We start from the raw sequence: 26,123 nt of genomic DNA, 5'->3' as shown, positions 1-26,123 counted from the left end.
GTGTGAGGTCAAAGAACGCCGCGGCTGGCAAGAGGCATGTCAGAGCGTCCCTTTGATCGTCGAACCGCCATCGACGACGATGGCCTGACCGGTCACATAGGCGCCCGCCCTCGACGCGAGGAAGACCGCCGTGCCTGCGATCTCCTCAGGCTCCCCGATCCGGCCGAGCGGGGTCGCCCGCCGGAGAGCGGCCTCCGCTTCGGGATCTTCCCACAATGCGCGGGCGAAATCGGTGCGGATGACACCGGGCGCGATGGCGTTGATCCGGATGTTATGCGATCCCAACTCTATCGCCAGATTGCGCACGAGCTGGAAATCAGCGGCCTTCGAGACATTATAGGCGCCGATGACGTCCGATCCGATCAACCCGCCGATCGACGAGACGACGATGATCGCGCCTTCCCGCCGTTCCATCATGTCCGGCGCGACCATCGTGATCAGCCAGTGATTGGCGAGCACATTATTGTCGAATATCTTGCGGAACTGATCGTCGGTGATGCCCGCCATGGGGCCGTAATAGGGGTTGGACGCCGCATTGCAGACCAGCAGGTCGACAGGCCCCAGACGCTCCCGAGTCTGGGCGACCAGCGCTTCAAGCGCAGCCTTGTCGGAAATGCTGGCGGCGATCGCGATCGCGCGCTCCTCTCCATGACGGGCATTGATCGCATCGGCAACCGCCTCGCACGCCGGTTGCTTCCGACTGGAAATGACGACGCGAGCGCCCGCCTCCGCATAGGCTTCCGCGATCGCCCGGCCGATGCCGCGCGACGAGCCTGTCACGATCGCGACTTTGCCGGTCAGATCGAATATTTCCATGCTTCATTCCCTCCATTGATGCGCTTCAGGCGAGCGCTTGCACAGCTTGACCGGCGGCGACAGCAACGCTCCAGGCCATGCGCCGCGAAGCTGCGAGCCGTTCCAGGCGCATCACCTCCGGCGGCCACGCCTTTTCTCCGTCTCAACCGGCGGTCATGCCGCCATCGATCGCCATTTCGGCGCCGGTGACGTGCCTTGCCCCGTTCGACACCAGATAAGCCACCATCTCTCCCACCTCTTCCGAAGTGCAGGCGACACCGATCGGCACCGCCGTCTTTGCGATTTCGTCCGGATCGATCGTCTCCAGGCCCCGACCATGCCCCGCCTTCGCGGCGTCATCAATATGCTTGCGCAAGGCGGGCGTATCGACAAATCCCGGATGGACGGAGTTCACGCGGACATTGTTGCGCAGACCGGCGCATTCGAGCGCGACGGCCTTGGTCATCATCCGGATGGCGCCCTTCGACGCGCAATAGGCGGCCATGCCGGCGATGCCCTTGAGACCCGCCATGGAGGAAATATTGACCACCGATCCGCCGCCGGACTTCGCGATGATCGGGACGGCGTGCTTCATGCCGAGAAATGTCCCCTCGACATTGACGGCCATGATGCGCCTGAAATCGTCGAGCGACATCGAGAATGTGTCCGTCACCATCGACGTACCGGCGCAATTGACGAGGATCGTCAGCTTGTCGTCCCTCCCGATGGTCGGCGCCAGCCTGTCCAGCCATTCCGCTTCGTGCCGGACGTCGAGCTTGACGGCCTGCGCCCGCCCGCCCGCCTGCTCGATCAGCGCAACCGTGACCTCCGCGCTGTCGCCGTCGAAATCGGTCGCCCAAAGGAAGGCGCCTCGGGCCGCCAATGCGAGCGCGATGCCCCTCCCGATGCCGCTTCCCGCGCCCGTCACAAAGGCTGCCTGCCCTGCTAGTTCCGACATTCGAAATCCTCACTCTCAATCATTATGATAACTGTTCCGACGGACCGGCGCCGCAGCCGGCATCCGCGCTCAATCGGCCGTCATGCCGCCGTCGATGGCGATCTCGGCTCCCGTAATGTGGCGGGCAGCATCCGATGCGAGGAAACAGATGGTTTCAGCGACCTCCTCGGCGGAGCAGGCCACGCCGATCGGAACCATGGTTTTCGCAACCTCATGGGGATCGAGGACATGCGTGTCCGCGGAAGCGTGCCGGGAATGGCCGATCTCGTCCGGACCATGCTTGCTCCAGGCTGGCGTATCGACAACGCCCGGATGGACCGAGTTGACACGCACCTTGTTGCGCAGGCCGGCGCACTCAAGCGCGACGGCCTTGGTCATCATCCGGATGGCGCCCTTGGAACCGCAATAGGCCGCCATGCCGGGCAGCCCCTTCAGACCAGCGAGGGATGAGATATTGACGACAGCGCCTCCGCCCGACGCCGCGATCCGGGGGATGGCGTGCTTCATGCCAAGGAACGCGCCCTCGACATTGATTGCCATGATGGTCTTGAGATCATCCAGCGGCATTTCGAAACTGTTGGCGATCATGGATTTGCCGGCGCAATTGACGAGGATCGTCAAGGCGTCCTCGTGGCTGTCCGTGAGCGACAATCCTTGCTGCCACGCCTCTTCAAGCCGGACGTCGAGACGGAACGGCCTTGCCCGCCCGCCAGCCTCCTCGATCAGTTGGACCGTGCGTTCGGCTCCGGCGAAGTCAAAATCGGTGACCCACACAAAGGCACCGCGAGCGGCGAGCGCCAGGCTCGTCGCCCGTCCGATGCCACTCCCCGCGCCCGTAACGAACGCTGCTTTCTTCGCGAATTCAGACACGCTGCCTCCCCATCACTCGTCACATGAGAACGCCATCGCCAGAACCGGCCGTTCCCTCTTCATGTCGAACAGCCGCCGGCTGGATACGCATGGCATTCCCGCAATCTGGCGCATCTACATTTTAGCGCCGTTTTGCGCCGCTATGGCTTAGATTTTTCCGCTCCTCGCCGGATAGCGCCTCCCGAACCGGCCGACCACTCCGTTCCGGTTATGCGGGCCATAAACCATCGGCTATGCTTGCGCTTCGTGAGGGTCGGGAAATGCGCCTGGACGCCCCGCATAGGGCCTTGGCCAGCGCCCTACCCGACCGGTTCCTTGGCAATGCTGATGACGGATGTCTGGGAGAATTCCAGAAAACCTTCGGTTCCAAGCTCTGTGCCAAGTCCGGATTGCTTGGCGCCTCCGAACGGAATGTGGGGCCGCAAGTCGGCATGATGATTGATCCATACCGTACCGCTTTCGATCCTGCGGGCGATGGCATAGGCGCGATCATTGTCAGCGCTCCAGACCGAACCGCCCAGGCCGTAGATGGAATTGTTGACCCGCCGCAGAGCATCGTCGACGTCATCGAACCTGATGATAGGAAGGATGGGCGCGAACTGCTCCTCATCGACGAGCTGCGCGCCATCCTCTATGTCCCTGACGATCGTCGGGCGAATAAAATATCCCTGTCCGTCGCCCGCCTCTCCGCCAGCAATGATCCGCCCTTCGCGGCGCGCACTGTCCAGAAGGGCCTTCGCCTTCTCGAACTGCAAGGCATTTTGAACGGGGCCCATTTGCGTGCCCTGTTGCAGACCGTCGCCCACGATCGCGCTCTCGGCCAGCCTGGCCAGTTCGTCGCACAAAGCGTCATAGATGGCGCTATGGGCGTAAACCCGCTTGGCGGCGATGCAGACCTGACCGGCATTGGCGAAAGCCGCGGCATAGATTTTGGGCGCGACTTTCGAAACATCGACATCGTCGAGCACGATGCTCGCGTCGTTGCCGCCCAGCTCCAGCGTGACGCGCTTGAGGCTGCCGGCCGCGCTTTCGAGAACCTTCCTGCCCGTAGCGGTGGAGCCCGTGAAGGAAATCTTCGCGATGTCCGGATGCGCCGTGAAGACCGGCCCCAGATCGTTGAGATCCGTCAGGACGCTGAACACGCCTCTTGGAAAGATGTCCTTCGCGAACCGGGCCAGCATCAGGGACGTGATCGGCGTCGTTGGAGCGGGCTTGAGAATGAAGCTGTTGCCAAGGAGCAGCGCGGGAGCGAATTTGAAAGCCGCGAGCAGCAACGGGAAATTCCACGGGGTGATGCCGCAGACCACGCCAAGCGCCTTGCGATGCACCTCTATGCGATGGGTGTCGTCGTCCTGGAGAACCTCCACAGGAAGATCCATGGATGCGAAATGGCGAACAAGGCCTTCGGTGAAGGCGACCTCCACATTGGCCTCCGGCAGCGGCTTGCCCTGCTCGCGCACCAGCATGCGCGCCAGTTCGCCGGCATTGTTCCGGACGGCGTCCGCGAAGGCAAGGAGCTTTGCGCGACGATCCTCGAGCGGAAGCTCTGCCCAGGCGGGCTGCGCCGCCTTCGCTGCGGCCACCGCCTGATCGAGTTGCCTGGCGGACCCGCGCGGAACGGTCTGGAAGCACATCCCCGACGCGGGATCGATGACCTCCATCGAGGAATCGCCGTCGACGAGATCGCCGTCGATAAGAAGTTTGAAAATGTCGGACATCACATGCTCCTTTTGGAAAGCGGGCCGTTACCCGTTCAAAGTCGTGTCGCGGCGCCGACCATCAGCGCCGCGCAGATCAGCAGGCCGATGCGGAGGAGGGAGGCGCTTTCGCCGTAGAAGGTGGTCGCGACGACCACGACCAGCAACTGAAGAGCGACGGTCATGAGCGGCGTGATGATGCTGAGCTCCACGCCATTGTGCACGAGCCGCGCCGAAACCCCGATGCCGAGCAGGAAAGCCGCCACGCAGGCTGCGGTCTGCCAGGGCGCGGTAAATCCTCGCGTTGCCGGGATGAGCGCAAGGCCGGCAAACTGGCTCAGCATCGAAATCAGAAATCCGCCGATGACCGGAAGAGATAGTGCCTGCATATGTCATCCTCTCGATATGGTTCCCGTTCCGGCCGGAAGCGGGCTTCAAGGGCGTGCGGCCAAGGGCGATCCCCGCCTCCCCGCGCAAAGTCTGACGGCCGTCCTGCACCGCAGCGACCGCTTCGATCCTGGCGAGCGACCGGTCGCCATATGCACGGCCATCGAAGACCGCACCAATGCTTTCCCCCTTATATTTCCGATGTTGCAATCCGGCCTAGTCGCGACCGCCCGGCGCTTCAAAAATAAGGGGAACAGGCTCGAAACCGGGTGCGGCAAAACCAGGAGGGGTATCTCGGCACAGCAGGGCGGCCGTTCGAAGCGGTGCACAGCGACGGCCGTCTGCGCGCCCGGCGAACCGTCCCGGACAATTTCAACCTGGGAAGTGCGGCGCCGAAGGCTCTTCGCCAAGGGAGCCGATCGCGTGGCTCCGCGACCCTATCCACCGTTCAAAGAAGAAGGACATGTTCATGGATCAAGCAAGTGCCGATCAGGCTGCCGATCTCGTCATCTCGCTCTATCGCGGCACCGCCGAGCGGCCCGTGGCGCGTTTTCCCGAGAGTTGCCGCCCCGCGTCATTCTTCGACGTGCAGAAGGTCTTCGACAGTCTCGTCGCGCAATTCGGCCAGCCGGTGCAGGGATGGAAGCTCTATTTCCCCTTCAAGGCGGGCCAGCCCAATCTGGTCGCGCCGATCTTCAACCTGCTTCGGTCGGGCGACCATATCACCCCGAAAATGTCGCGCATCCGCATCTGGGAGCCGGAAATCGTGTTCCGCGCCAACCGCGATCTGCCGCCGCGCGACCTGCCCTACACCTATGAGGAGGTGGCGCAGGCCGTGGACGCTGTTCCGGCCATCGAATTCCTTGCCTTCCGTTTCGACGTCAACAGCATGCAGGAAATGGCCGACCGCCCGTTCGAAGCCTATGCCGACAACACGCTGAGTGGCGGTTTCGTCGTCGGTGAAGCGCTTGCCGACTGGCGTTCCATCGACTTCGGCAAGATGCGGCATGTGGCGAAAGAGGGCGACAAGATCGTGGGCGAGGCCGTGGGCGGTCATCCTGTCGTCGACCCCTTCATCCTGGTTTTCGTCGGCGCCAATACAGCACGCGAGCGGCAGGGAATCCGCAAGGGCCAGATCCTCGCCACGCTGTCGCCGTCCGCCCTGCTCACCGCCGGGCCAAACGCGGCGATCAGCGCCCAGTTCGAAGGCCTGGGCGGCGTTTCCACCGTCTTCGACTATTGAGCGGCGGGGAAGGATAATCTCGTGGATCTGAGCGGAAAAATCGCCATCGTCACGGGCGGCGGCACCGGCATTGGCCGCGCGACGTCGCTCAAGCTCGCGGCGCGGGGGGCCCATGTCGCGGTGAATTACCGGGTCAGCCGGGATGAAGCTGAGGACACGGCGAGCGAATGCCGCCAGCTTGGCGTCAGGGCGGCCGCAATCGCGGCGGATGTCGGCAGCGATGAGGACTGCCGGCTCCTGGTGGCCGCGGCAAAGGAAGAACTCGGCGGATATGTCGATATTCTCGTCAATAATGCAGCGGCCACCAAGTTCGTGCCCCATGCGCAGTTGGACGGCCTGTCGGGCGAGGACTTTGCCGACATCTTCCGCACCAACGTGACGGGCGCCTATCAGATGATCCGCGCCGCCGCTCCCGGAATGAGGGCGGCGGGCGGCGGCTCCGTCGTCAATGTGGCGTCGATCGCCGGACTGTTCGGCGGCGGCACCTGTTCGGCCTATGCGGCATCGAAGGGGGCGCTCATCAACCTTACGAAGACGCTGGCCCGCGCCCTCGCGCCGGACATCCGCATCAACGTGGTATGTCCGGGCTTCGTGGCGACGCGCTGGTTCGAGGAACGATTGTCGGCGGAGGACTATGCCGCCACGCTGCGCGAGGTGGCGAGCGCCATGCCGCTGGGGCGCGCCGCCACGCCGGAGGATATTGCCGGCGGCATCGCCTATTTCTGTTCGCCCGACGCCGCCACCATCACTGGCGAGACCCTCATCATGGATGCGGGCGCTCATCTGGACCTGGCCATTTCGCGCCGGGCGGTCGGCAAGGAATAGCCCGTCGGGCAAGGACAGAACAATGTCCGGACATGAATCCAATAAGCGGTCGGCATTGGTCGCCGGGCCGCTTGCCCAGCTAAAACTGCAACAATCGACGCGATGTGGAGAGGGACAGCATGAGCAATGATTATGATGGCTGCGAGTTTCTGGAGGTCGACCGGCCCCGCGAAGCCATCCTGCGGGTGACGCTCAATCGCCCGCAAAAACGCAACGCCATGAGCAATGAACTGCGGCGCGAGCTATTCACCGTGCTTGAGCAGGCGGATGTCGATGACGATGTGCGCGTCATCATCCTGCGCGGGGCGGGAAAATGCTTTTCCTCCGGATATGATCTTTCGCAAGGATCGGTGGAAGGCAGCGGGGAGAGGCCGGTGCCCTATCATACCGCTGCCGGCATCGGCTATTGGGGACGGCATGTCGTGGAAGGATGCTTCCGGATGTGGGACTTGGCCAAGCCGTTGATCGCGCAGGTCCACGGCTATTGCCTGGCCGGCGGCAGCGAACTCGCTTCGGCATGCGACCTTGTCTATGTCGCTGACGACGCGGAGATCGGCTATCCGCCGATCCGCCTCATGAGTCCGCCCGACAATCAGGTCTTCCCATGGCTCATGGGCATGCGCCAGGCGGCGGAGATGATGCTGACGGGCGATTCCATCTCGGGCAAGCAGGCCGCGGAATTCGGCTTTGCGAACCGGTCATTCCCCATCGACGAGCTGGAAACGGCAGTCCTGGACATTGCCGAGCGCGTGGCCAAGGTGCCCGCTCCGTTGCAACAAATGAACAAGCGCGCGCTCCATCGCCAGATGGAGGTGATGGGCATCCGTGCCGGTCTGCGGGCGGGCACGGAAATCCAGGCCCAGGCCTGGTTCACGCCTGAAGTCATCGCCTATGTCGCGGAACTTCGCAAAAGCATCACCGGCGCGCTGGACCAACGCGACGGCCAATATGGCGACTATCGCACCACCGGCCGCGCCTGATCGCCTATTATCATTGGGAAGGACTATTCATGGCCACCGAAACCGCCACCGCCAGCAGGCTTCCGCTGATCGACGTCGAGACGATGGAAGGCGCCGCGGGAGACACGCTCCGCTCGCTCCCGATGCGGATGAACATCATCGCCATGGCAGCGCATGCCAGAAGCTGCGTGATTCCCCAGCTCATGCTGGGCAACTCCGTGATGAACGAGCAGTCGCTGCCGGGATTGCGGCGCGAACTGCTGATCCTGCTCGCCGCACGGATCGACGGCGCGCAATATGTATGGTCGCAGCATCGCGTCATCGCTGAAAAGCTGGGGGCCTCCCCAGCCATGGTGGAGGCGATCGAGGGCCTCGAACTCTCATCCGATGCGTTTGACGAGGCAGAGCGGGCCTTGCTGGCATTCGGCAGGCAGGTGATCGAGAGCGGCGATGTTGCGGACGAGGTTTTCGCGCGACTCTCCCGCCATTTCACCGCACAGGAGATCATCGAAGCGATTATCGCCATCGGCTATTATATGACGATGAACCGGCTTACGCTTGCGACGCGAACGCCGCTGGAGCCGGGCGCGGAAAAGACGATGATGCGCAAGGGATCGCAGGACGAAAACTGATCGGGAATCGATAAAATCAAATCGACGCCGTCAATCGAAAGAGGAGAAGATCATGGCGACCGCAAGCGAGAACTATAAACTGGTAACGGATTATTACGAATCCTTCGGAGAAGGCGGCCCAGAGGGCCTTGCCCGGATGCTGAGCTTTTTCGCTGAAGGAAAGACGAATTACACCGCCGGCAATTCAGAATTTGCCGGCACGCAAAACAGCCCCGCGGAATCGGAGAAAATCCTGCACCGCATATTGGAACTGAACCAGGGTAACCTTGAGATCGTCGGCATGCCAACCATCTTGCTGGCCGGGGACGCGATGGTTGCAGTCCTTCTCAAGGAGAGACACAAGCGGGCCGGGAAACCCGAAATCATCGTGCCTCGCCTGTGCGTTTATGAGATTGCCGATGGCAAGCTGAGCCGGTCATTTATCTGGCAGCTCGAAGCCGAGGCCTACGACGCATATTATCCCCGTCCATGATCGCGGTCGTGATGCCGGTTCGCATCGGCATCACCCGTCCATCCCAAGGCGAAATCGAGCCGGTTCCGGCAGCAGGAATTCAGCCGCAAGGCGCCAGGAACATCCGGCGCGCCTCAAAATGCGGTCCGGATGTTCCTGAAACCCTTCATCCCATCAATGGTGGAAAGTCACCGTCTCCGCGATCGGCGCCTTGTCGAGCGGGAAGCTGTTCACCGGATTGCCGGGCTCGGGATAGCCGAACGAGATGCCGAACAACATCTTGAAGGCGGGGTCGATCCCCAGAACCTCGCGCGCGGTGCCGGCGAAGAAGCTCAACAGGGTCTGGGGCACGCCGGCCAGCCCATGGGCTTCGAGCGACAGCAGCAAGGATTGACCGTACATGCCGACGTCGCCCGCGACGCGCACCGGCTCATAGACCGGAGCCATGAAGAGAAGCGCGACATGCGGCGCGCCGAAGAATTGGAGGTTCTTCATCACCGCGAAGTTGCGTTGCTCCGTCGCATCCCGCGAAATGCCGGCCGCCTCGTAATAAGCGGCGCCCTGGGCCTGTCGACGCTGGGTGTAAACGCCATAGGAGCTGTCGAAATCGAACGGGAAGTCCCAGGAAAAACGCTGCTCGGCCGCAGCCTCCAGAAATGCGGCGCTCAGCCTGTCCCGCGATTCCCCCGAAGCGATGTGGATGATCCAGGGCTGATAATTGCAGTTGGAGGGCGTATTCCGGGCATCCTCGACAACCGTCCGAAGCAAGGCTTCGGGAACGGGCGTGGGAAGGAAGCTGCGCGGCGACCTTCGATTGCGAACGACATCTTGAAATGATTTGGCTTCGGGCATTCGGATTTTCTCCTGTTTCCAATTCAAGGATGAACGGACGTTACGCAGGTCCGCCGGAGTCAAACAGCGAGGCGAGCGCATTTCCGATATAAGCTCCCCCTTATGGCTCGATCCTTTTTACGCCCTCACCCTTTCGGCTTGGCGCCAGGCGAGCGACATGAGTTCCGGCAGCACCGCAACCCGTTCGCGGGCCTGGGCCGAAGCCGCCGTGCCCCTGAGGACGCGACCTTTGATCCCATGGAAAATCGCTGCCAGGCGAAAGAAGTTGAACGCGATGTAGAAATCGTAGCTCGGCATGTCCGCCAAGCCCCGCCTGCGGCAGTAGGCGGCCAGATAGTCGGCTTCAGCGGGAATGCCGATCGCCGCAATGTCCGCGCCGCCCAGCCCCGCCACGATATGCGGGGGCATGCGGTACATCATGGCATGATAGGCGAAATCCGCGCCGGGATGACCCAGCGTCGACAATTCCCAATCGAGTACCGCCAATATTCGTGGCTCGGTGGGATGGAAGATCATGTTGTCGCAGCGAAAGTCGCCATGAACGATGCTGGTCTCATCGCCAGACGGAATATTCCGGGGCAGCCATTCGACCAGCCGATCCATATTGGGATCACGGCCTGCTTCGGCATCGTCCAGATATTGTTTCGACCAGCGGGCGATCTGACGCTCGAAATAATTGCCCGATCGGCCATAGTCGCCCAGTCCGATGGCCTGGAAGTCGATGCCGTGCAGTGTCGCGATCGCTTCATTCATCGCGTCAAAATGCGCGGCGCGATCATCCGGCGACATGCCCGGCAGGGTCGCGTCCCAGAATATCCGTCCCTCGACCATCGCCATGACGTAGAACCAGGTGCCGATCACATTCTCATCGGTGCAAAGACCATGGACATGGGCGACCGGAAAGGCGGCCTTGCCCAAAGCCATCAAAATCCTGGCCTCGCGCTCGACCGCATGCGCGCCCTTGAGGAGCTGGCCGGGGGGCTTGCGGCGAAGCACATAGGCCCTTTGCGGGGTCACGAGCTTGTAGGTCGGGTTGGACTGGCCGCCCTTGAACTGCTCGACGGTCAGCGGTCCGGCATAATCTTCGACATGCGCCTTCATCCAGGCGTCGAGGGCGGGGACGTCAAAGGCATAGCCCTCCCGGACGGGGGTCGTGCCGCTATGTGTCTGGGCCTGCTCCGTCACGGCGCGGCGCCTTCCTGAACCTTTTTCCAGTCGCGCTTGATCTTCTTCGCCAGCGACCATTTATGGACCTCGGTTGGGCCGTCATAGATGCGGAAAGCGCGGATTTCGCGGAAGGCCTGTTCGACGATCGTATCCCTGCTGACGCCGTTGCCGCCCATGATCTGAACGCAGCGATCGGCAACCCTGAACAGCGCGTCGGATACCGCGACTTTCGCCATCGAACTCTCCACCGTGCCGAGCGAACCCGCGTCCAACACGCCTGCGCACCATGAGATGATGAGTTCGGACTGTTTGAGGTCGATCAGGTTGTCAGCGAGCATGAACCCCACCCCCTCATGATCCACCAGCGGCTTGCCGAAAGCGTGGCGGCGGCAGGCATAGTCGCTGGCGATCTCATGGGCGCGAATGGCCAGGCCGAGCCAGCGCATGCAATGGGACAGGCGCGCCGGGCTCAGACGGACCTGGGCATATTTGAAGCCTTCGCCCGACGCGCCGAGCATCTGGTCGGCCGGCACGCGCAGGTCGACGATGTCGATCTCCGCATGGCCTCCGGGCATGGAGCTGTCGATCGTGTCCAGCACGCGGGTCGTGCGGATCGCAGGGTCCGGCAGATCGACGAGGAACATGCAGGCCCCATCATCCGATTTCGCCATGACGATGCCCACCTTCGCGCCTTCGGCGCCAGTGATGAACTTCTTGCGGCCATCGATCACCCAATGGTTGCCATCCAGCCGGCATGTCGTCTTCATCATCGACGGATCGGAACCGGCGCCCCCCTCCTCGGCGGGTTCGGTCATGAAGAAGGCCGATCGGGCGGCGCCCATGACCAGCGGATCGAGGAAGCGCGCCTTCTGCCCGGCGGACCCGACTTTGCCGAGCAAATACATGTTGCCCTCGTCGGGAGCCATGGTGTTGCAGGCGAGCGGTCCAAGGGGAGACAGACCCGACCGGATCAGGACCGTGGCCGTCTCGCCCTGCGTCAAATGGCTTCCATCGCTCAAGATATGCGGCGTCAGGACGCCGGCTGCCTTCGCCTTTTCCCGCAGTTCCCGGACGAGGTCGTCCGAGGGACCGTGGCCGCCCAAACGCTCGTCCCGCTCATAGGGGATGACCGTTTCGCGAATGAAGACCTCCACCCGTTCAGCGATGGCTTGCGCCCGGCTGCTCGCAGCGGCGCCATATTCAAAACTCACTATGCGGACCTTCCCCTGTTGCGCCTTCGGTTCCTGGCAGTCATTGCCCTGCATACCGCCTTGGCCAATGCTATTGGCGCGCGCGAGCGACGACCAATAATCGCTCTTTATCGAAGCCATGCAGGATTGCCCGTCGATCGCCGCTCGCCGCCGTTCAGGCCAGGCAACGCCCGATGAAAGCGACAGTCTTTTCATGCGCGTCGGCGGCGGCGCGACAGGGCATCGCAACGAAGTTGTGCGGTGCGCCGGGATAGACGTGAAGCGCGCTCTGATTGCCGGCCGCCAGCCAGCGCATATGCATGAACAGGCTGTCCTCAAGGAGCGCGTCTTCCGTGCCGACGATGAAGAGCGCGGGACATGCGCCCGCCAGGCCAGCATGAAGGGGAGAGACTTCCGGGGACCGCCGATCCCGATCCGGACCGATAAAGGCATCCACGAAGCCGTGCAGGTCCGCCGTTCGCGGCGTGCTGCGCTCAGCCCCGAATTGCTGCGCGCCGGGCGTCAACGCGAGATCGAAGAAGCCATAGACGAAATGCGCGCCGGCAAGGCGGATGCCGTGAGCATCGCGCATTTTGAGCAGCGTCAGTGCGGCCAGATGCGCGCCTGATGAATCGCCGCCAATGACAATCCTGTCTACGCCCCACCGGTCCGCAGCATTTTCGACCAGCCAGTTCGCCACCGCCACGCAGTCCTCCAGCGCCGCCGGAAAGGGATGTTCGGGCGCCAGTCGATAATCGACGCTGATGCAGACGACATGCGCATTGTCGGCATAATGTTCGAGCATCGCGTCCTGCAGGTCGGCGGCGCCCATGAACCAGCCGCCGCCATGAAGGTGGAGGTAGATGCCCTTGGGAGCCACGGACGCTATGACGCGGACGGGAACCTCGCCCCCCGGATGCGGAATGCGCAGGGTCTCGGCGCGTGGCGACCGGACAATCGCGGGAAAGCCGCCCGTGCCGACGTTCCGCGCGTCACGAATGGGCTTGGCGTGGTCGGCGGTCCATAGCGGCGGCAACCGAGCGATCCGAGCCTTGGCCTCAGCCGCCATCGCGAGCGTGTCCTCCGCGACTTCGCTCCCGTCGAACAGCGATGATGTAAGCACGTCCACCCTTCCCTCCCAGATTTCGGTCGACCGGCCTGTTGCTTATTTAATGCGCCGACGACATGTCAGCCGGCCAATCCGCTCATGTCGAGGATCAAGACGACAGCGCCGAAGAACAAGGCTCTAAACGCGCTGCGAACGGCCAGGTAGCGACTGGCGCCGCCTGCCAGCGCAGCCTCGGTCGCCGCCCGCCAATAAGCGAAAACGCCCAGGACGAAGATCAGCATCTCCAGAGCTATGGCCATTTCCGGCCGGGCCCAAAGGGCGAAACCCCATTTGGGGAAACCGCCGGCATTTCCCGGAAGCAGGGGCAAGTCGCCGCGATGGACGATCAGGTCGAGCATCCAGTGGGACAAAGCCACCGCGCCAAGGACGATGCCGCTCCGAGCGCCCCACGCCCAGGCCGCTGGAATGGCGAACGCCACTGAGAGAAGCGCCGCACCCACCAGGGAATGGGTATAGTCCGCGTGGATGATCAGCCCGCCATAATGGGCCGCATCGGGAACGCGCTCGATCCATTCGACGCCAGCGGCAAGGAACGGAATGAAGACGACGTCGAGCCAGACGGTCGCGAGCATGAGTATCCACAGGGGTATTGCGGGCTCCCGCGCCTTGACCGCCGCGGCCAGGCCATAATGGCCGACGATCATTTTTTCACCTCTCTGCTGGAGGGCCAAGGCAGCTTGCGGTCGAAAAGCCCGTGGATGACGACAAAGAGGAACAGGCTGATGATGAAAGCCATGTCTGATTTCCTTCGGAGCTCCCGCCCCATTTCACGCTTGGACCGGGATGCCGTTCGAGGATGAGCGCGCTGCCATCCTTTCCGCGCGAAGCTGACTGCGGCGCACTTTCCCGGCTTCGTCGCGCAGCGGCTCATCGGTGAATTCATAACTTGCGGGCAATTTATATCGCGCGACTTTGGTTGCCAGGAAGGCGCCGAGCGCTTCCGCCGTGACTGATTCCTCAGCATCCGGCAGAGGTCTCACGACGGCATGGACCACCGCCCCCAGATCCGGGTCGGGAAGACCGATGACCACAGCCAGGTCCACGCCGGGATGTTCGGACAGCGCATTCTCGATTTCCGCCGGATAGACGTTCATCCCGCCGCGCAGGATCAGGTCCGCTCTCCGATCGGCAATGTAGAGATAACCCTCATCGTCCAGCCAGCCGAAATCACCGATGGTTTCATAGCCATCGCTCGACCGCTGCGGCTCCGCGCCGATATAGCGATAGGTCGAGCCTGCGCCGGTGAAGGGCAAAAGATGGATTTCCCCCACCTCGCCAGGCGCAAGCGGCTCGCCATTTTCGCCCAGAATGCGGATATGGCAGTTGATAGGCCGCCCTACGGAGCCGCGATGCGCCAGCCATTCGCCGCCATTCAGGACGGTATTGCCCTGCCTTTCGGTGCCGCCGTAAATCTCCCAGATCTTCTCCGGTCCGATCCAGTCGATCCAGGCTTCCTTCAACCAGGCGGGCATGGGCGCCGCCGTGTGCCAGACGGCCTGGAGCGAGGACAGATCATATCGTGACCGCACCTCTTCGGGCAGCGCCCAGATGCGGCTCATCATCGTCGGCACCAGATTGGCCCAGCCGATCCCATGCCGCTCGATCAGCCGCAACGTCTCTTCGGCGTCGAAGCGCGGCATGCCGATGACGCTGTTTCCATGATGGAGCGCCATCGACATGAAAGTGAACGGCGCATTGTGGCAGAGCGGGCCTGCGTTCAGCACCGCCCCGCCCTGGGGCAGATTGAGCGGCCGCACGGCCGGGTCGACAGCGCCTGGACCCATATCGACGATCATCTTGGGCCGGCCCGAGGAACCTCCCGACGTCATGGCTTTCCAATGACTGCCGATGATCGACGGCAGCGCCTCATCGCTTCCTTCCCGCAGGCCATAATCCGAAGGACGCGCGCCGGTCGCATCCCGAATGGCGGGATCGGACGCGAAAATGGCGCGCGGGCGGGCCAGATCAAGCACGGCCCTGAGCTCATCCGCGGGCAGCCGCGCGGATATTAGCGACGGCGTGGCTCCCAGCTTCCAGAGGGCGAAGGCAAGCTCGAAAACCGCATTCTCATTGGGCAGCACCAGGGCGACAATATCGTCTTTCCCTACGCCAAGCTGCTTTAGGGCCCATGCGCGGCGGTTGACGCGGCGGGCCATGTCTCCCCACGACAAGGCATCATCCTGATGGGCGACGCATAATCGTTCGCCACCGAGCCGCTCAGCATAGCAAGCGGGAATATCGCCCATCGCGACCAAGTTCATGCATCACTCCATCCTGGGTCCGCCCTGGCCCCAAGGCGGCGCTCCCTTGGATTGATGTTAGGCGCTGCCCCTTTGGCCAAACAGCGCCCATCGCGGCATTCCCGTTATAACATCGCAGTTATGACTTGATCTTGTAAGGCGGCTCTTCTTTAACCGCCCTCAGAGTCCGTTTGAGAAATCGCGGAAGAGCGATTTCCGAGGCGGCACCAGCCCTCTCCCCCACCCGGCCACCCATAAAATACTGCCGTTGGGTGGTCGGGTGGGGGAGAGGGCTGGTGCCGCAATGCGCCAATAGGCGCATTCTCAAACAGGCCCTCAGGAGACGACATGAATATTCTGAGTTTACGGTATTTCCTCAAGATCGCGGAACATGGCAGCATAACGCGCGCGGCTTCGGAGCTGCACATCACTCAGCCGGCGCTCACCCGTCATGTCGCGCATCTGGAGGATCATCTGCGGGTGAAGCTGCTGATGCGGCATGGACGGGGCGTTCGGTTGACCGAACCGGGCCGCCTGCTCACCACAAGGGCGCAGACCATCCTGTCCGATATCGACATTCTTTCCGAGGAACTGCTGGCCCGCCAGACCGAGCCGCAGGGCGAGCTGTCGGTCGGCCTCCCCTGGTCGTGGTCGGAAGGCATCACGGCGCCCGTCATCAAGCAATTCAACGACCTGTATCCCGACGTCCGGCTTAACGTCATCGCGGATTCGAGCGAGACGCTCGAGAGCATGCTCAAATCGCAATATATCGACTTCGCCGTCCTCACGATGGTGGAGGACGATCCCGAGATCGAATCCAGCCCCGTCGCGCATGACGCGGCCTATTTGTTCGGACCCAAGGGGTGCGGCCTTGCCGGGCTCAACGAGATTTCCATGGCCGAATTGGCGGAACGGCCGACGATCCGCCAATATAATGCAACCGTTGTCGCCAAGCGCACCGACCAGAGGCTCGCCCGGCTTGGGCGATCGCAGAATGTCGTGATCAAGACCAGCGCCTCAATGATGCTTGAGCTGGCGGAGCTGGGTCTTGGCTATGTCGTGATGACCGGATGCGCCATGGGCTCCAAGCGTTATGAAATGGAGGCGGTGCCGATCGCGGATCTTTCCGTCACCTGGACGATCAGCACGCTGCGCACTCATCCGAAGACCGCGGCCGTCAACGCGTTCGAGGCTCTTTTGCGTCAAGCCATCCGCGCGCGCGTCGATGCCGGCGATTGGCCGGGCGTGACATTGATCGAAGGTGCGCTGTAGCCCCTATCGGCAAAGGGTCTGACGGGATCGCCGCACGGCAGAAGGCCGCGTTTGTTCGCGACGGCTTATTGACCCGTCACCTGCTTCAAAAAGGCGATGGAGCGATCTTCGGCCTCTCGCGCAATGCCGCTTGGAAAGGCAATGAAGTTGTGGATGCCGCCCGGATAGACGGCCAGAGCGCTGCCATTCCCGGAAGAGAGCCATCGCATGTGCATGAAGAGGGAGTCATCCAGCAATGGATCCTGCGTTCCGATGGTGAACAGCGCCGGACAGAGCCCCTTGAGATCGGCATGGAGCGGCGAGACATCGGGCGCGGTGAGATCCGCATCCTGGGCGAAAGCGCGGACATAGCTGCGCAAATCCGTCGTCCTCGGCGCGATGCGATCGTCACCGAACATGCGCGCGCTGGGCGTCAGCGTCAGATCGAAAAAGCCGAAGATGAGATTTGCGCCCGACAGCGTGACGCCATGCCTGTCGCGCAAGCGGAGGAGCGTGACCACGGCCAGATGCGCCCCTGAGGACTCGCCGCCGATCGTGATGATCTCGGTCCCGAACTCCGCCTTGGCATTGGCGAGCAGCCACAGGGCTGCCGCCTCGCAATCATCGGGCGCGGCCGGGTAAGGATTTTCTGGCGCGAGCCTGTAGTCGACGCTCACGCAGGCCAGTTGCGCCCGATCCGCGATCGCTTCAAGCCTTGGGTCCTGCAGGTCCGCGCCGCCCATGAACCAGCCGCCGCCATGCATGTGAAGATAGATGCCCCTGGGGTCGGGCGGCGCGATGATGCGAAGCAGGATCGGTCCTGCGGGGCCTGGGATTTCGACAATGCGGGCGCGCGGAGAATGGTCGACCGGGAGATATACTCCCCCACCCTGCGCCCGCGCCTCCCTGATCCTCTTGGCGGATTCAGGTTGCCAGGGCGGAATCTGCGCGAACCGCGCTTTCGCCGCTTCCTGGATTTCCCGCACGTCATCGTCCAGCTTCGCATCGTCGAAGCGCCAGTGATCGGTCCCGTTCATTATTGAAGATATTCGGGAAAGCGCGGCATGGAGTCCCAGTCCGCCCGCTCATGCTGAATGATGATCCGCGCGCCCAGTTCGCGCGCGAGGCTTTCGATCCGCGCCATCGACTCGAAGGTCTGCTCCCGATCGGTGTTGTTGGAAGGGATGTTCCTCGTCGACCGGCAGCGGCAGCTATACCAAAGGTCGCCGGTGAAGATGAAGGGACCGCTGCGCGGCAAGTGGACCAGCAGCGCCGCATGGCCCGGCGTATGGCCAGGCGCCCGGAGGATGACGACGGAGCCGTCGCCAAAAACGTCATGATCGGATGCGAACGGCCGCACCTGGGCGCGTTCGAGCGCATCGTAATTCTTGAATTCCTTGCTCTGCCGCGCGTCTTCCCGGAACATGAAGTCGCGCTCGGCTTCATCGACGATCCAGGTCGAGCTTTTGAAGAGGTTCGCATTGCCCGAATGATCGAGATGCGAATGCGACAGCGTGAAATAGTCTATGTCCCTGGGATCAACGCCCATCTCGTCGAGCTGCTGGGCCAGCTTCTTGGGCAATGACCAGACGGATCGGCCCGAATTATAGCCGCCCGGCAGGTCCGCCAGGCTGTCCTCGAAGCCGCAATCCCACATCAGCATGCCTTCGGGATGGACGACCAGATAACAGGGATTGGCCATATCCCAATGCTCGCCCTTATAGTTGCCGTCGGCGGAGAAGATGCTCGCATCTTCCGTAACCAGGCGGCCGCCATCCAGAACATATATTTTGAGATCCATGGTCTTTCCCGTCCTGGGCTGAAGGAGAGGCCGGCGACATGGGCGTCAACATGTCGCCGGCCCGCCTCCTGCCGCCCCTATTTGAAATGCGCGAGGAACGTCATGCCATAAGTCCGCGGCGGCGCCAGCATCGTCCAGTCGCCACGTCCCTGCACCTCGGCTTCCGAGATATAATAACGCTCGTCGGTCAGATTTTTCGCCCACAGCCGGACCTGGTATCGATTGTCGTCCAGGCCGATGGTGAGGGTCGTGTTGAGCAAGGTATAGGCGGGCTGACGGAGCCGGTTGTCGGGATGCCAGAAGAAGCCGTCATTATGGACGGCGTTGACCGCGGCCGTCACCTCGGCGCCCGCCACCTCTGTCCGATATTCGACGCCGATATTCCCCGTGAACTTCGGAGACGCGACCAGCCGGTTGCCGCTGGCGTCGATCGTCGACCCGACACCATTCTGCGTCACGGCCGGAGCGCTGAGGAAATCCCTATATTTCGCGTCCAGCACGGACGCGCCCGCCCGCAGCGTGAGATGGCTGGTCACGGCAGCCTCGATCTCCGCCTCGACGCCCTTCACCTTGGCATTGGCGGCATTCAGGATCAGGTTGCCGACGGCAACGGTCTTCTGAAGCTGAATGTCCTTATAGTCATAATAGAATGCAGCAAGGTTGAAGCGAACACGCCGATCGAAGAGATAGGATTTCAGACCCACTTCATAGGCATCGACAACTTCGGGATTATAGCTCGGGACGAGCTGCAACGCCGGAACCTTGTTGAGCGAGGTCGTATCGAGGAGATTATAGCCGCCGCTCTTATAGCCACGATTGTAGCTGACATAGGCCATGATGTCGTCGGTGAACTGCTGATTGACGGCGATCCGCCAGGTCAGCTTCTTGTGGTTCATGGAATTGTGGGCGACATTCGCCGGCGTCGTCAGGTTGATCGACGACATTGACTGGTCTTCGGTCGTCCAACGCAGGCCGCCGGTGATCGAGGTGCCAGTGCCCAGATGATAGGTGGCCTGGCCATAACCAGCCCAGGCGCGGGTCTTCTGTTCAGCGTTCCAGAAGAACCTGCCGCCGATCGACTGCCACGGATTATATCCGCCGACCACATCGAAATAGAAGAGGCCGAGCACCCATTCCAACTTGCCCTTCGACTGGTTGGTGAGCTGAAGTTCCTGCGACCAGTTGCGGACATAGCTGTGATAGATCGACCCGCCCAGGGTCTGAGGCCCCTGGTCCGAGTCCAGCACGAAATAGGGAATGGACTTGCGGCGGGACGTGATCGACGTGAGCGACAGACCGCCCAGATCCTGTTCGATCCGCAGCGCCCCGCCCCATGTCCTCGTCTTCACCTTCTGCTCAAGATTCTGGGTGGAGTTGAACGGCCCCGCGTAAAGTTCCACGCCGTAGGAAGGCGAAATGACGCCCGGCCCATATTGGTAGCTGTTATTGTGGAAGGCGCGCGAATAGTCACCGATCAGCGTGACCCGGGTCCGGTCCGTCGGCGTCCACAGCAATTTGCTGCGTATGCCGAAATTGCTGTTCTTGAAGATGTCCTTGTCGAGCGTGACGTTCCGGCCATAGCCGTCATTCTGATCATGATAGATCACAGCGACATCGGCGGCGAGATTTTGTCCAAGGCCGGTCGTGCCGTAGAAGGTCGCATCGACGGTATCGTAATTGCCATAGCCCAGGCTCATGTCCACCGCGCTATTCTGGCTGGGATCCTTGGTCACGACCTGGATGACGCCGCCGGTCGCGTTGCGGCCGAACAATGTGCCCTGCGGCCCCTTCAGCACTTCGATCCGCTCGATATTGTTGAAGGAGAAGAAATTCGCCTGCGGCGACGAAATATAGACGCCGTCGATATAGGTCGCGACCGAAGGCTCCGACGTCGGGTCAGCCAGGTTCGAACCGACGCCGCGCAGATAGATGCTGCCGAAGTTGGAGGTCTGGTTGATCTGCAGGCTCGGCGCCACGGCCGTCAGCGCCAGGGTTCCGGTGATCCCCTGAAGCGCCGCGCGATCGGCGGTGATGGCGGAGACGGCGATCGGCACATTCTGCAGATTTTCGCTGCGCCGCTGAGCGGTCACGACTATGTCCTGAACCTGCATGCTGTCATCGCCAGCCGCGGCTTGCTGCGCCAGAGCGGGAACCGGCGTCAAAGCCGTGCTCAGAAAAAATCCATAGATTAATCTGGATACGAGCAACTTGTTCGGTTGCCGCTTGTCAGAAATCTGGTCGTCCGTCATATTTCCCCTCCAATAAATGCTTTTCTAATTCGGAATGCCTCTGGATTGCTACCGGACAGCCCACATGGTCCGCGCTGCGCGCAGAGAGCCAGGGCCGGTTATTTTTTGGGGTAAAGCTTTCGCATCCACCTCCTCGCCGGACGTTCTGGACATTGAAGGTCCGAACCTTCTGTTCTTATGGGGACAGGCTAGGACGGCGCCCTTCCCAGAACCATCGCGCTTTTCATTATGGAAGCCATACATGTGCAGGGAATATTTGCGCAGATCGAAAGACCCCCGGCATGGCGCCACAGCGGCGATCCGCCTTCCGGCGCCCTTATCTTCGACAAATGAGGCCATAACAGCACATCCCATGGCTCAAGCGGCCGCGATGCGTTCCAAGACGTGGGACCGCAATTCGCTCCTCCGGACCTTTCCGGCTTCGTCGCGCAATTCTTCCTCGGTGAACTCATAGGAGCGCGGCGTTTTCGAGCGGCTTAGCCGCTGCTCGACAAATGCGCGCAGCACCCCCTCGTCCAGATCCCCGCCGCCCGCCGCCCGCTTGATGATCGCATGGGGCACAGACCCCATATCCTCATGGGGAACGCCGATCACCACGGCGATGTCGACGTCCGGATGCTCCATGAGCGCGCTCTCCACCTCGGCCGGGTAGATGTTCGCGCCGCCGCTGATGATGAGGTCCGTCCGCCGATCGGCCAGGAACAGGTAGCCGTCTTCATCGAGCCAGCCATAGTCACCGATCGTCTCATAACCTTCTGAAGCCCGCCGCGGCTCTGCCCCCAGATAGTGATAGGTGTTGCCCGGTCCCGCATCCGGCCGCAGGAACACTTCGCCTATCTCTCCCGCGGGGAGCTGCCGGCCAGCTTCATCGAGTATGCGAATGCTGCAATTATAGGCCCGTCCCACCGATCCTGGATGCGCCTGCCATTCCGCGCCGTCGAGGATCGTGTTGCCCTGCCTCTCCGTCCCGCCATAGATTTCCCAGACCTTTTCGGCGCCGATCCATGCGATCCACGCTTCCTTCAGCCAGGCCGGCATGGGGGCTGCGCTGTGCCATACCGCCTCCAGCGAAGCGACGTCATAGCGGGCGCGCACTTCATCGGGCAGGCGCCAGATCCGGTTCATCATCGTGGGAACCATCATCGCCCAGGCCACGCCATATTGCTCGATCAGCCGAAGCGCCTCTTCAGCGTCGAACTTCGCCATGCTGACGATGGCGTTGCCGCGATGGAGCGCGCCCACCGTGAAGCGGAACGGGGCATTGTGGTAAAGCGGGCCAGGGTTCAGGACCGCCTTGTCCTGGGGCACGTTCAAGAGCGGCGCGAAAGGATCGACCTCTCCGGGTTGATGGTCGACGATGATCTTGGGACGTCCGGTCGAACCGCCGGAGGTCATGGCTTTCCAATAGGTGCCGACGACCGATTCCACGCGCCTGTCGCCGCCTTCGTTCAACCCGAAAGCGGCAGGCAGCGCGTCGACCGCGGCAATGATGTCCGGATCGGATGCGAAAACCAGCTTTGGCCGCATCAGATCCAGCACCGCCGTAAATTCGCTCCTCGGCAAGCGATAGGACAGCAAGGACGGCGTGGCGCCGACCTTCCAGCAGGCGAAGGCGAGTTCATAGAGCGCATTGCAGTTCGGCAGACTGATCGTGACGATGTCGTCCTTGGCCACCCCCTGCGCCAGCAAGGCGTTGGCGCGCCGCGTCACCCGACGCGCCAATTCTCCCCAGCTCAGCCGATCCTCGCCATGGACGACGGCCAGGCGCTCACCACCCAGACGGTTGACATGAAAGTCCGGAATATCGCCCATCGGCATCAACATGATGGTTTCTCTCCTTCTTGCCATGCTGAGCGGTCAGCGCGAACCCGCTCAACGTCGGCGTTAGGGGCTGGAATGCCGCAATCGGGCGGCTCCATGCCTGCCCATCGCGCAGCTTATCCGAGCGGCTGGCTCGCTGGCGGCGCGTCATCGGAGGCTTCGAGCGGCGTAAGGGTCGCGGCCGTGATGCGGTTCATCGTCATGTAATAGCCGATCGCGAGGATCGCCTCGACCAGCTCGCGATGGGAATAACGCCTGGCCGCCGCCCGGAAAGTGACTTCGTCCACCTGCCCGCCACGGATCACCTGCGCGCCATAAGCCAGCAAGGCGCGCTCGTCGGGACTGAACGCGTTCGAAGCAATGGCCCCCTTTTCCAAGGCGTCGATCTTCGCCTGGGACGCACCATGGCGCACCGCGATCGGGACATGCTGGCGCCAGACATATTCGCCCCCGTCCAGATGCGCCGCGAGCAGGACGAGGAGCTCCCGCGACAGCGGGTCCAGATCCTGCTGGCTATTGACGGCGCGCCCGAGCTGCAACTGCTGCACGACGCAGCCCTGCGCATGGGCCATCATCCCCACGATGTTGAGCTTCCCCGGCCTGGCCCGCAACGCGTCGCCCACCGGCCCTTCCAACAGCGCAATGTCCAGAAGCGGAACACGGCTCATCGTTTCTAACCCCGAACCAACAATCAATGAAAACCGGCGCCGATGTGGCGTCGGGCCGCTATTCGGACTTTTCGGCGGTGCGATAGTCACCGAACTTGCCGTCGCGCGCATCGAGCGCGCCAGTGATGTTCCTGCGCAGGGAGTCGTAATATTCCTTCACTTCCGGGATGAAGATCGCCTGAGCCTGAATCTCCGCGCCGGCGCGCACGCCAGCGCGGATGCCCATTATCTCCATCTGTCGATGGACCGCCCGCTTGTTCATCTGTTGAAGGGCCGGCGGCACTTTCGTCAGGCGCTCCGCCATGGCGAGCACCTCGGCGTCCAGATTTTCCAGCGGGAAAGCGCGATTGGCAAAGCCCGCCTCCACAGCCTGAACGCCGGTGAGATAATCGCCGGTGAGCATCATCTCCATGGCCCGCCGCATGCCCATCAGCCAGGGAAAGACCTGATTGTCGGGAGGGCTCATCATGCGAACCGGCGGATAGCCGATCTGCGCGTCCTCCGCGACATAGACCAGGTCGCAGGAGGAGGCGAGTTCCGTGCCGCCGGCAAGGCAATAGCCATGCACCTGCGCAATGATCGGCTTGGCAAGATCCCAGATGCGGAAACAGCCTTCAACGACATGCCGGGACCAAAGCCCGATGCCCCGCGACGTGTGATAAGGCCAACGGTCACGCTTGAACGACAGGTCATAGCCCGAGGAGAAGCATTTCCCCGCCCCGCGAAGGATGATGACGCGGACGTCATCGTCGATGTCGGCGGCTTCCAGCGCCCTGAAGAGCTCGATCCTGAGATCGTTGCTCATCGCGTTGCGCTTTTCCGGCTTGTTGAGCGTTATCCGTTGAACGAAGGGCGCCGGCTGATCAATGAGGATATAGTGGTTTTCCGACGACGCTTCGACCATGGCTGCAATCTCTCCGCACTAACCATTTAATGCCCTCAGGCTATGGCCGGCCGAACAGTTCAACCACCTCGAAATTCGTGATCGAAGCCATAGCATAAGACGGGATGGATCGCCGGGGCGGCCATCTGCGCCCGCCAAACGCCTGGAATATGAGCGTTTTGGCCGATGCGGCGCGCCAAATCCCGTCGTGCGGTCCGATGCTGATCGAAGCCTCTCTCCAGCCATAAGGGAGGAAAGGCATTTTTCATTTATACCGGATCGGCTAATAGGGTCGAAAAGGGAGAGGACGCGCCGTGAACATCCGAAGCCTGCGCTATTTCATGAAGGTAGCCGAATATGGCAACGTCACGCGTGCCGCGGCGGACCTGCACCTCACCCAGCCCGCGCTGACGCGGCATATCGCCTTGCTGGAGGACGAGCTGCAGGCGAAACTGCTGATGCGCCATGGGCGCGGCGTCCAGCTAACCGAAGCAGGCCGGCTCGTCGTCGAACGGGCGGGAATCCTGATTGCTCAGATCGAAGATCTGGCGGACGAACTCGCGGCGCGGGAAACGCAACCGCAGGGCGAGCTGTCCATCGGATTGCCTTACGCCTGGTCGCAGATCGCCGTGGAGGTGCTGGCCCGCTTTCGGGAGCTCCACCCCGCGGTCCGTGTCCGCTGCATCATCGATTCGAGCGAGACGTTGGAGGGCATGCTGAAATCCCATTATATCGACGCCGCCGTGCTGACGATGCTGGAAGACGACGCCGAAATCGAGACGCGCGTGCTGGCCAACGACAATCAGTTTCTGCTGGGGCCGAAGGATTCCGACCTCAAGGATCTGGATCATGTGCCGATGACCGAATTGGCCCATCGGCCGATCATCCGCCAGCACAACGCCACCGTCAGCCTGAAGCGCATGAGCCAGAGGCTTTCCCGTCACGGCCTGAGCGTGAACACCGTCATCCAGACAAGTTCCTCGATGCTGCTCGATCTTGTCGAAGCTGGCCAGGGATATGTGGTCATGCCCGGCTGCGCGCTCACCCTGCGCGGGCACAATGTCCAAGCGGTGCGGATCGATGGACTGACCACGGTCTGGACGTTCGGGCGCCTCAAGACCCGCCCCAGGACCGCGGCGATCGACGTGTTCGACACCCTCCTGCGCGAAGTCATCAAGCCCAAGGTCGCATCCGGCGAATGGCCGGCGGTCACCCTTGTGGATGTCTGACCACTGACGCCGCAGCGCCCGCGCGCGACATGGCAAGCTCCAGATGGGCGCCGCCGTCCATGATCAGCGTCTCGCCCGTCACCAGATTTGCGCCTTCCGCGCAGAAGAACAATATGCCGTCCGCCACCTCCTCAGCCGTTCCCGGTTGAGCGAGCGGCAGGACATCGCTCATGCGTTGCAGCAGCGCCCTGTAATCGGCAGGCGAAAGCCGGTCTTCATACCAGCGGGTCGCGATGAAGCCCGGGCAGACGACATTCACCCTGATCGCCGGCGCGAGCGCCCGCGCCATTGTCTTGGTCAAGTTGATCAGCGCGCCTTTCGATGACGAATAGGCCGTCGACGAACCGCCGCCGAACAGGCCGGCAATCGACGCCACATTGACGACGGCGCCCCTTCCCACAGCCTTCATGGCGGGTTCGACAGCCCGGATCATCTGATAGGCGCCGACCAGATTGGTGCGATAGATGGAGAGGAAATCGTCGGCCGAAAGCGCGTCAAGGTCAGAATGCGCGGCGAATTTCGTCGCTCCGGCATTGTTGACGAGCATGTCGATCGAGCCGCCAAGGTCGAACGCAAGCTGCGCAAGGCGCCTGCAATCCTGATCCTCACCCACGTCCCCCTTCGCGGCGATCGCCCTGACACCCCATGCCTCGCAGCGCGCCGCCGTCTGTTCCGCTTCCTCCGCGCTCGATCGATAGTTGACGACGACATTGGCGCCCCGCTCCGCGAGTTTCAGCGAAACGGCTTCACCGATGCCGGTGCCGCCGCCGGTGACGATCGCGGTCTTACCTTGCAAATCCATCCTCTTCGCCCTGTTATCCGTTGG

At 62.4% G+C, this 26,123-nt stretch carries 25 protein-coding genes; 7 read left to right on the top strand and 18 right to left on the bottom strand.

Features of this window, described 5'->3' with window-relative positions; genetic code table 11:
• Nucleotides 1-39 precede the first annotated feature (39 nt).
• The 5 genes from HUK72_RS03165 to HUK72_RS03145 form a co-directional block, all read right to left on the bottom strand.
• Complete coding sequence (locus HUK72_RS03165; RefSeq protein ID WP_176595496.1) at nucleotides 40-816, bottom strand: SDR family NAD(P)-dependent oxidoreductase; 777 nt, start codon at nucleotides 814-816, stop codon at nucleotides 40-42.
• Nucleotides 817-958: 142 nt separating this feature from the next.
• Nucleotides 959-1,753 (bottom strand): SDR family NAD(P)-dependent oxidoreductase, encoded by a 795-nt coding sequence (locus HUK72_RS03160; protein WP_176595495.1) that lies wholly within the window; start codon nucleotides 1,751-1,753, stop codon nucleotides 959-961.
• 69 nt (nucleotides 1,754-1,822) lie between these two features.
• A complete protein-coding gene (locus tag HUK72_RS03155; RefSeq protein ID WP_176595494.1) occupies nucleotides 1,823-2,623 on the bottom strand; it encodes an SDR family NAD(P)-dependent oxidoreductase in 801 nt (266 codons plus the stop codon).
• Between the two features lie 299 nt (nucleotides 2,624-2,922).
• Nucleotides 2,923-4,341, bottom strand: coding sequence for an aldehyde dehydrogenase family protein (locus tag HUK72_RS03150; protein WP_176595493.1), 1,419 nt, complete (start codon nucleotides 4,339-4,341; stop codon nucleotides 2,923-2,925).
• 35 nt (nucleotides 4,342-4,376) lie between these two features.
• On the bottom strand, nucleotides 4,377-4,709 hold the full coding sequence (locus HUK72_RS03145; protein WP_176595492.1) for a hypothetical protein: 333 nt from the start codon (nucleotides 4,707-4,709) through the stop codon (nucleotides 4,377-4,379).
• 467 nt (nucleotides 4,710-5,176) lie between these two features.
• Between HUK72_RS03145 and HUK72_RS03140 the strand changes: the two genes are divergently transcribed.
• The 5 genes from HUK72_RS03140 to HUK72_RS03120 all read left to right on the top strand — a co-directional run bounded on the left by HUK72_RS03140 (nucleotide 5,177) and on the right by HUK72_RS03120 (nucleotide 8,838).
• Entirely contained in the window at nucleotides 5,177-5,950 is a 774-nt protein-coding gene (locus HUK72_RS03140) for a hypothetical protein (RefSeq protein WP_176595491.1), read from the top strand.
• Nucleotides 5,951-5,971: 21 nt separating this feature from the next.
• Nucleotides 5,972-6,775 carry an SDR family oxidoreductase gene (locus tag HUK72_RS03135; RefSeq protein ID WP_176595490.1) on the top strand — a complete coding sequence of 268 codons (804 nt, stop codon included), beginning with the start codon at nucleotides 5,972-5,974 and terminating at the stop codon, nucleotides 6,773-6,775.
• Nucleotides 6,776-6,894: 119 nt separating this feature from the next.
• Nucleotides 6,895-7,755, top strand: coding sequence for an enoyl-CoA hydratase-related protein (locus HUK72_RS03130; protein ID WP_176595489.1), 861 nt, complete (start codon nucleotides 6,895-6,897; stop codon nucleotides 7,753-7,755).
• 29 nt (nucleotides 7,756-7,784) lie between these two features.
• Nucleotides 7,785-8,366, top strand: a complete 582-nt coding sequence (locus HUK72_RS03125; RefSeq protein ID WP_176595488.1) for a carboxymuconolactone decarboxylase family protein — start codon at nucleotides 7,785-7,787, stop codon at nucleotides 8,364-8,366.
• Nucleotides 8,367-8,418: 52 nt separating this feature from the next.
• On the top strand, nucleotides 8,419-8,838 hold the full coding sequence (locus HUK72_RS03120) for a hypothetical protein (protein ID WP_176595487.1): 420 nt from the start codon (nucleotides 8,419-8,421) through the stop codon (nucleotides 8,836-8,838).
• 153 nt (nucleotides 8,839-8,991) lie between these two features.
• Here HUK72_RS03120 and HUK72_RS03115 read toward each other — a convergent pair whose 3' ends face one another.
• The 6 genes from HUK72_RS03115 to HUK72_RS03090 all read right to left on the bottom strand — a co-directional run bounded on the left by HUK72_RS03115 (nucleotide 8,992) and on the right by HUK72_RS03090 (nucleotide 15,416).
• Nucleotides 8,992-9,669, bottom strand: a complete 678-nt coding sequence (locus tag HUK72_RS03115) for a nitroreductase (RefSeq protein ID WP_176595486.1) — start codon at nucleotides 9,667-9,669, stop codon at nucleotides 8,992-8,994.
• Between the two features lie 117 nt (nucleotides 9,670-9,786).
• The gene (locus HUK72_RS03110; protein ID WP_336950287.1) at nucleotides 9,787-10,854 is read right to left on the bottom strand and encodes a phosphotransferase; all 1,068 of its coding nucleotides are present in this window, start codon (nucleotides 10,852-10,854) and stop codon (nucleotides 9,787-9,789) included.
• Nucleotides 10,851-11,990 (bottom strand): acyl-CoA dehydrogenase family protein, encoded by a 1,140-nt coding sequence (locus tag HUK72_RS03105; RefSeq protein ID WP_369805980.1) that lies wholly within the window; start codon nucleotides 11,988-11,990, stop codon nucleotides 10,851-10,853. The genes HUK72_RS03110 and HUK72_RS03105 overlap by 4 nt, the downstream gene beginning before the upstream one ends.
• Before the next feature lie 211 nt (nucleotides 11,991-12,201).
• Complete coding sequence (locus tag HUK72_RS03100; RefSeq protein ID WP_176595484.1) at nucleotides 12,202-13,155, bottom strand: alpha/beta hydrolase; 954 nt, start codon at nucleotides 13,153-13,155, stop codon at nucleotides 12,202-12,204.
• A 59-nt stretch (nucleotides 13,156-13,214) separates the two neighbouring features.
• Nucleotides 13,215-13,799: a permease gene (locus HUK72_RS03095; protein WP_176595483.1), complete on the bottom strand. Its 585-nt coding sequence runs from the start codon at nucleotides 13,797-13,799 to the stop codon at nucleotides 13,215-13,217.
• A gap of 123 nt (nucleotides 13,800-13,922) precedes the next feature.
• Nucleotides 13,923-15,416, bottom strand: a complete 1,494-nt coding sequence (locus HUK72_RS03090; RefSeq protein WP_176595482.1) for an AMP-binding protein — start codon at nucleotides 15,414-15,416, stop codon at nucleotides 13,923-13,925.
• Nucleotides 15,417-15,743: 327 nt separating this feature from the next.
• On the opposite strand from HUK72_RS03090, the gene HUK72_RS03085 reads away from it, so the two are divergent.
• Complete coding sequence (locus tag HUK72_RS03085; RefSeq protein WP_176595481.1) at nucleotides 15,744-16,667, top strand: LysR family transcriptional regulator; 924 nt, start codon at nucleotides 15,744-15,746, stop codon at nucleotides 16,665-16,667.
• A gap of 65 nt (nucleotides 16,668-16,732) precedes the next feature.
• Here the strand turns inward: HUK72_RS03085 and HUK72_RS03080 are convergent, their stop codons facing one another.
• The 6 genes from HUK72_RS03080 to HUK72_RS03055 all read right to left on the bottom strand — a co-directional run bounded on the left by HUK72_RS03080 (nucleotide 16,733) and on the right by HUK72_RS03055 (nucleotide 24,089).
• A complete protein-coding gene (locus HUK72_RS03080) occupies nucleotides 16,733-17,683 on the bottom strand; it encodes an alpha/beta hydrolase (RefSeq protein WP_176595480.1) in 951 nt (316 codons plus the stop codon).
• A complete protein-coding gene (locus HUK72_RS03075) occupies nucleotides 17,683-18,447 on the bottom strand; it encodes an N-acyl homoserine lactonase family protein (protein WP_176595479.1) in 765 nt (254 codons plus the stop codon). The genes HUK72_RS03080 and HUK72_RS03075 overlap by 1 nt, the downstream gene beginning before the upstream one ends.
• A gap of 77 nt (nucleotides 18,448-18,524) precedes the next feature.
• Nucleotides 18,525-20,696, bottom strand: coding sequence for a TonB-dependent receptor (locus HUK72_RS03070; protein WP_176595478.1), 2,172 nt, complete (start codon nucleotides 20,694-20,696; stop codon nucleotides 18,525-18,527).
• A gap of 357 nt (nucleotides 20,697-21,053) precedes the next feature.
• Nucleotides 21,054-22,520, bottom strand: coding sequence for an AMP-binding protein (locus tag HUK72_RS03065; protein WP_176595477.1), 1,467 nt, complete (start codon nucleotides 22,518-22,520; stop codon nucleotides 21,054-21,056).
• A gap of 113 nt (nucleotides 22,521-22,633) precedes the next feature.
• The gene (locus HUK72_RS03060) at nucleotides 22,634-23,185 is read right to left on the bottom strand and encodes a carboxymuconolactone decarboxylase family protein (RefSeq protein ID WP_176595476.1); all 552 of its coding nucleotides are present in this window, start codon (nucleotides 23,183-23,185) and stop codon (nucleotides 22,634-22,636) included.
• Nucleotides 23,186-23,243: 58 nt separating this feature from the next.
• Nucleotides 23,244-24,089: an enoyl-CoA hydratase-related protein gene (locus HUK72_RS03055; protein WP_176595475.1), complete on the bottom strand. Its 846-nt coding sequence runs from the start codon at nucleotides 24,087-24,089 to the stop codon at nucleotides 23,244-23,246.
• A gap of 293 nt (nucleotides 24,090-24,382) precedes the next feature.
• Between HUK72_RS03055 and HUK72_RS03050 the strand changes: the two genes are divergently transcribed.
• On the top strand, nucleotides 24,383-25,297 hold the full coding sequence (locus HUK72_RS03050; RefSeq protein WP_176595474.1) for a LysR family transcriptional regulator: 915 nt from the start codon (nucleotides 24,383-24,385) through the stop codon (nucleotides 25,295-25,297).
• Here HUK72_RS03050 and HUK72_RS03045 read toward each other — a convergent pair.
• Nucleotides 25,278-26,099: an SDR family NAD(P)-dependent oxidoreductase gene (locus HUK72_RS03045; RefSeq protein ID WP_176595473.1), complete on the bottom strand. Its 822-nt coding sequence runs from the start codon at nucleotides 26,097-26,099 to the stop codon at nucleotides 25,278-25,280. The two genes, HUK72_RS03050 and HUK72_RS03045, sit on opposite strands and share 20 nt — an antisense overlap.
• Nucleotides 26,100-26,123 lie beyond the last annotated feature (24 nt).

The organism is Sphingobium sp. 15-1 (genome assembly GCF_013375535.1).
GTDB lineage: Bacteria > Pseudomonadota > Alphaproteobacteria > Sphingomonadales > Sphingomonadaceae > Sphingobium > Sphingobium aromaticivastans.
Note: the sequence above shows the minus strand (reverse complement) of the source record. Positions and strands in the feature narration are given on the sequence as shown.